General features: G+C 35.6%; 6 protein-coding genes and 1 pseudogene. 1 reads left to right on the top strand and 6 read right to left on the bottom strand.

What is annotated here, in order from left to right; genetic code table 11:
* Positions 1 to 19 precede the first annotated feature (19 nt).
* A pseudogene (locus LOK41_RS27535) lies at positions 20 to 163 on the bottom strand (N-acetylmuramoyl-L-alanine amidase); the annotation flags it as partial.
* 173 nt (positions 164 to 336) lie between these two features.
* Between LOK41_RS27535 and LOK41_RS27530 the strand changes: the two are divergent.
* Positions 337 to 477, top strand: a complete 141-nt coding sequence (locus LOK41_RS27530; RefSeq protein WP_241819285.1) for a GntR family transcriptional regulator — start codon at positions 337 to 339, stop codon at positions 475 to 477.
* A 215-nt stretch (positions 478 to 692) separates the two neighbouring features.
* Here the strand turns inward: LOK41_RS27530 and LOK41_RS27525 are convergent, their stop codons facing one another.
* From LOK41_RS27525 to LOK41_RS27505, 5 genes are all read right to left on the bottom strand, one after another.
* Positions 693 to 1,757 (bottom strand): N-acetylmuramoyl-L-alanine amidase, encoded by a 1,065-nt coding sequence (locus LOK41_RS27525; RefSeq protein WP_241819284.1) that lies wholly within the window; start codon positions 1,755 to 1,757, stop codon positions 693 to 695.
* Positions 1,757 to 1,963, bottom strand: a complete 207-nt coding sequence (locus LOK41_RS27520; protein ID WP_221782670.1) for a hypothetical protein — start codon at positions 1,961 to 1,963, stop codon at positions 1,757 to 1,759. Before LOK41_RS27520 ends, LOK41_RS27525 begins: the two co-directional genes overlap by 1 nt.
* A gap of 63 nt (positions 1,964 to 2,026) precedes the next feature.
* Positions 2,027 to 2,200: a hypothetical protein gene (locus tag LOK41_RS27515; protein ID WP_241819283.1), complete on the bottom strand. Its 174-nt coding sequence runs from the start codon at positions 2,198 to 2,200 to the stop codon at positions 2,027 to 2,029.
* Positions 2,201 to 2,267: 67 nt separating this feature from the next.
* Positions 2,268 to 2,462: a hypothetical protein gene (locus LOK41_RS27510; protein WP_241819282.1), complete on the bottom strand. Its 195-nt coding sequence runs from the start codon at positions 2,460 to 2,462 to the stop codon at positions 2,268 to 2,270.
* A gap of 212 nt (positions 2,463 to 2,674) precedes the next feature.
* Positions 2,675 to 3,944: SGNH/GDSL hydrolase family protein (locus tag LOK41_RS27505; protein ID WP_241819281.1), on the bottom strand; the 1,270-nt coding region annotated here is incomplete at its 5' end.

Below are 3,944 nucleotides of genomic sequence, written 5' to 3'. Positions count from 1 at the left end.
TTTAAGAGTCGGCTTATTTTCACTTCACATATACATAGGCTTCATTTGCAGTAACATAGTATGTTTTGCCCTTGCTGTTGTGTACTTTGTATTGTGGAGATCCGTTAACAGTTACTTTTGCATCAATTGTAAATCCTAATCCTGCATCTAAAGTTCCATTCACTCTCCCTCTAAAATTATCGTAAGGAGCATTATTTGTATTAGTTCTATATCTAGTAGGAATCATTCTAGCATGTAGAAATAAAGTAATAGGTTAGTAAACAAGCAGTTTTTTTACTAAAACATAGAATAATATGACCCTTAATTGAAGGGAGGTATAAAAAATGTGCTGGGAACATGATTGTTGGAAATCTAAGGACAAGCATCATTGTGATTGTTGGAAGTGTAAGGAAGATAAGTGTCATTGTGAATGTTTCATTATTTGTTGTTGTAGTCGAAAACATTGGTAAGATTTTCAATAAGCTTCATTTACAGTAATATATTTAGTAATTATTAAATTGCATTTTGCGTATAATACAAATGACATCTAGAGCAAGCACCATAGAAAAGTACCATCTTCAACTGGGGAAGATGGTACTTTTGGTTTTATATGAATACATTGAGAATTGACCACATATAATTTTTAATAGGTTCAAGAGAAACCACAAGAAAAAGAGCATTCCTCCCAATTCAGAATGCTCTTTTTTCATTTCCTACTTCACATATACATAGGCTTTATTTGCAGTTACATAATATGTTTTGCCTTTGCTGTTGTGTACTTTGTATTGTAGTGATCCATTGACAGTTACTTTAGCATCAATAGTGAATCCTAATCCTGCATCTACAGTTCCAGCAACATCTTTATCTTGCCAAGATGGAGAATCATAGAAACGTAAGTTGTTTACTTTAGAAACAACGCGTTTGCCCACAATAGATGAATCCACTGTGCTTTTCTTATCAAACTTCACATAAGAAGGATTGTATTTAATCCACTGATTCCCACCAAGATTTAGCCAATCATCTTTTTCAGCCCACACAATATAGGATTCTGGTTTGTTTAATTGACGAATTTTAGAATAGCTTGCATCTGGACCTTTACGCAAATTTACGTTGTAACCATTAATGTATGCTACTCCATCCGTTACTGCTGTTGGTACTTCTTCAGGTTTAGATGGTTGTTCAGGAACGGAAACCTCAACATTAGAATTATTATATGCACGCTTCACATCGGCGCGGAATTGTGCTTCTGAAACTCCGTGACTACGTAAGTAGTCTAATGGATCTTCGTGGTCAGTCCCGCCAAGATGATGCGTCACATCGCTATGCGTCCATAAACCTTTTTCAACACTAATACCACGATCACGTAGGATTTTAGCAAGTAACTTCACATACTTATCATAGCTACGTTTAAATTTCTTGTAATCCTTTGTTTCGCATAATTCTACGTGTACAAATCGTTTATTAGCAGCAGGACCACCACCATAAGCAATGTATTTTGTATCAGCAATTCGGATTGTTTCATTCCAATCAACTGCATAATGAACGAAAGCATTACGCCATGTACGAGTTTCATATTTTTGAATATTAATAGCTGGAGCTTCTGGAGTTGCTGTACTATGAGCTACAACGCCCTCGTAAGCACCCACACCATAACGGTATGGAATTTTAGGTAAATCCTCAATAATAAGCGTTCTATCAGCAAAAGCCCCTGTAGCGAAGCTGAACAGGAGCATCAAGGTCATGAATACAGAGGAAACGAGTTTAAAAGATTTTTTCATTAGGCATCTTCTCCTTTTTCTTCGTGATCAGTCCAAATACCAAGAGCAATCCCAAATAAATACACAGCTTTTTCAACCTTATCCAAATTCCCCTCGAATCCAGTCACTCCAAAGACCGATAAAATTAATCCAAAGCATGAAAAAAGCGCAACCCATGTTTTCCAGTTGCGCAAACGTTTTACAATATTTTCTTTTGTAAGTGGCAATTCTTATACACCTCCTTTCAAGAGCAATCCAATAAGCGCGGTTACAATAGCACCAATGATAATTCAGAGAATCCAGGTAGTATTGGCGCTGATTTTATCTAGCTGCTTATTAATGTTGATAATGTCTTTTTCGTTGCCTAAGGTGCGATTTTCTAGGTGCCGTATATTTTCTTTCATATCTTTTTGATCTGATTTAATTTGTTGGATCTCTTGCTTTAAATCTTGAATCTCTTGCATCGTTTCACTCCTTTCAAAATAAAAAGAGAGACAATTGTCTCTCTTCTCTTTAAAAATCATATTATATTTAAATTTTCTGTTCTTGTTTTGTCCATACATCTTGCAAAATCCCCTTGCAACTGATGGCTACTTTATCATCGCACCAAATCAAACTTCCTTTTCTTAATATTGCCTTCATTTGAGGATTATTTCTATATAGAAATACATCTTCTTCTTTAAATTGACCGTTACTATACCCCTCTAAAACCTCATGTAACATCATACTAAATCCCCCTTTTCCCAAACCTACTTTTGATTACATGTTTACATACCATTTATTGTAATATAATCCATATATTTCTCAACCTGTATATTCAACTTTTTATACAACTATGAACTTCTTTCAAAATAAAAAGAGTAGCCGAAGCTACTCTTTTGTTATCAAAGCCGTATTTTGTTAAAAATTAAAAAACATACTTGTGTACGCTTATCGTTTTAAAACAATGTGATTGTGTATGTTGTTGCTCTTGTTGTTGCACCAGACCAATTGAAGGTTAACATATCAGAAGCAGAATCAAACGATATACTTGCTAACGTTCGAATTTTATCTGTAGCTGGCGAACTCACTAACTTTGTTTCTTTCACATCAAGGCCAACTGAAAACTTTGTGCCGGTACTTCTATTACCGACCATCACTACATACTCAAGTACGTTTGCATCCCAATTCTGTACAGTCACCTTGATAGGTGGATTTTCCCAATATGATGATGGAGTGGGGTATCCTAACATATCAATAATATCTTGTAATTTAATAGATGTACTTTTCACATCTGTAGTTTCAGTGTAAGCAGCATGGGTTTTTAACTTAATACTATTCTTTCTATTTTCCAGCAACTTGATTTTCATAAAATTATGATAGGAGTAGAACGATAATCCAGATACAGCAACAGTATCAGTTCCTACGTATTCAGCAGTAATTGTATGCCATCCTTTTTGTGCGATAACCATTCTTGGTTGTGTCCATTGATAATAAGCTGGTGAAACACTACTTCCTCGAAAATCAGGCGGATATGTCCATTCAATACTAGAAGGAAGAAATTTATCATGCACCGCTCCAGTTCCATATAAATAATCAATTGGAACATCCGCTTGCTGCACCCCAAAATCTAAAGTTAACTTTAGTTTTGAGTCATTTTGAGACATGCTAGCGGTAGGAAGTAAAATCATATCATCTGTCTCTAGATAAAATGACCATGTCGCTTTATCTCCAGGACCGATTAATGCGGCAATTCCTTTGCCTACTTCTATTTCATTCGGTGTAGGGTAACCATTTGTAGAACGAAGTATAGCATTGCCTGAAAGCACGACATTATCTACATAATCTCGCCCTAATAATGTAGTTCCACTTAGTACTTTACGTTGTTGCTCTGGTCCTTTACCGATAAATAATGCAGCGATACGCGAAGCCCAAATCGTATAACCTTTTCCGTTGAAATGAGTACCGTCACTATAAATTTCCGGACTATACCCCGCAATCATTTCATCAGTACGAACGACTGGAATACCATACTCTTTTCCAAGCAAAATAACCGCATTCTCATACGAATCCGGGTTTACATCATATCTATTTTTGGGTGGTGTTAATAAAATTACAGCCGAACCCCAGTCTAATTCACGTTCAATCATCTTACGATAGTATGATAAGAAAATACGGTTCTGTTGCAAAGTTTTGTTAAGGTTAAGTGGTGCCAACAAAAAGTTGTAT

Origin of the sequence: Bacillus sp. TL12, assembly GCF_022625245.1 — a bacterium.
GTDB lineage: Bacteria > Bacillota > Bacilli > Bacillales > Bacillaceae_G > Bacillus_A.
This window is presented reverse-complemented; position numbering and strand designations above follow the sequence as displayed.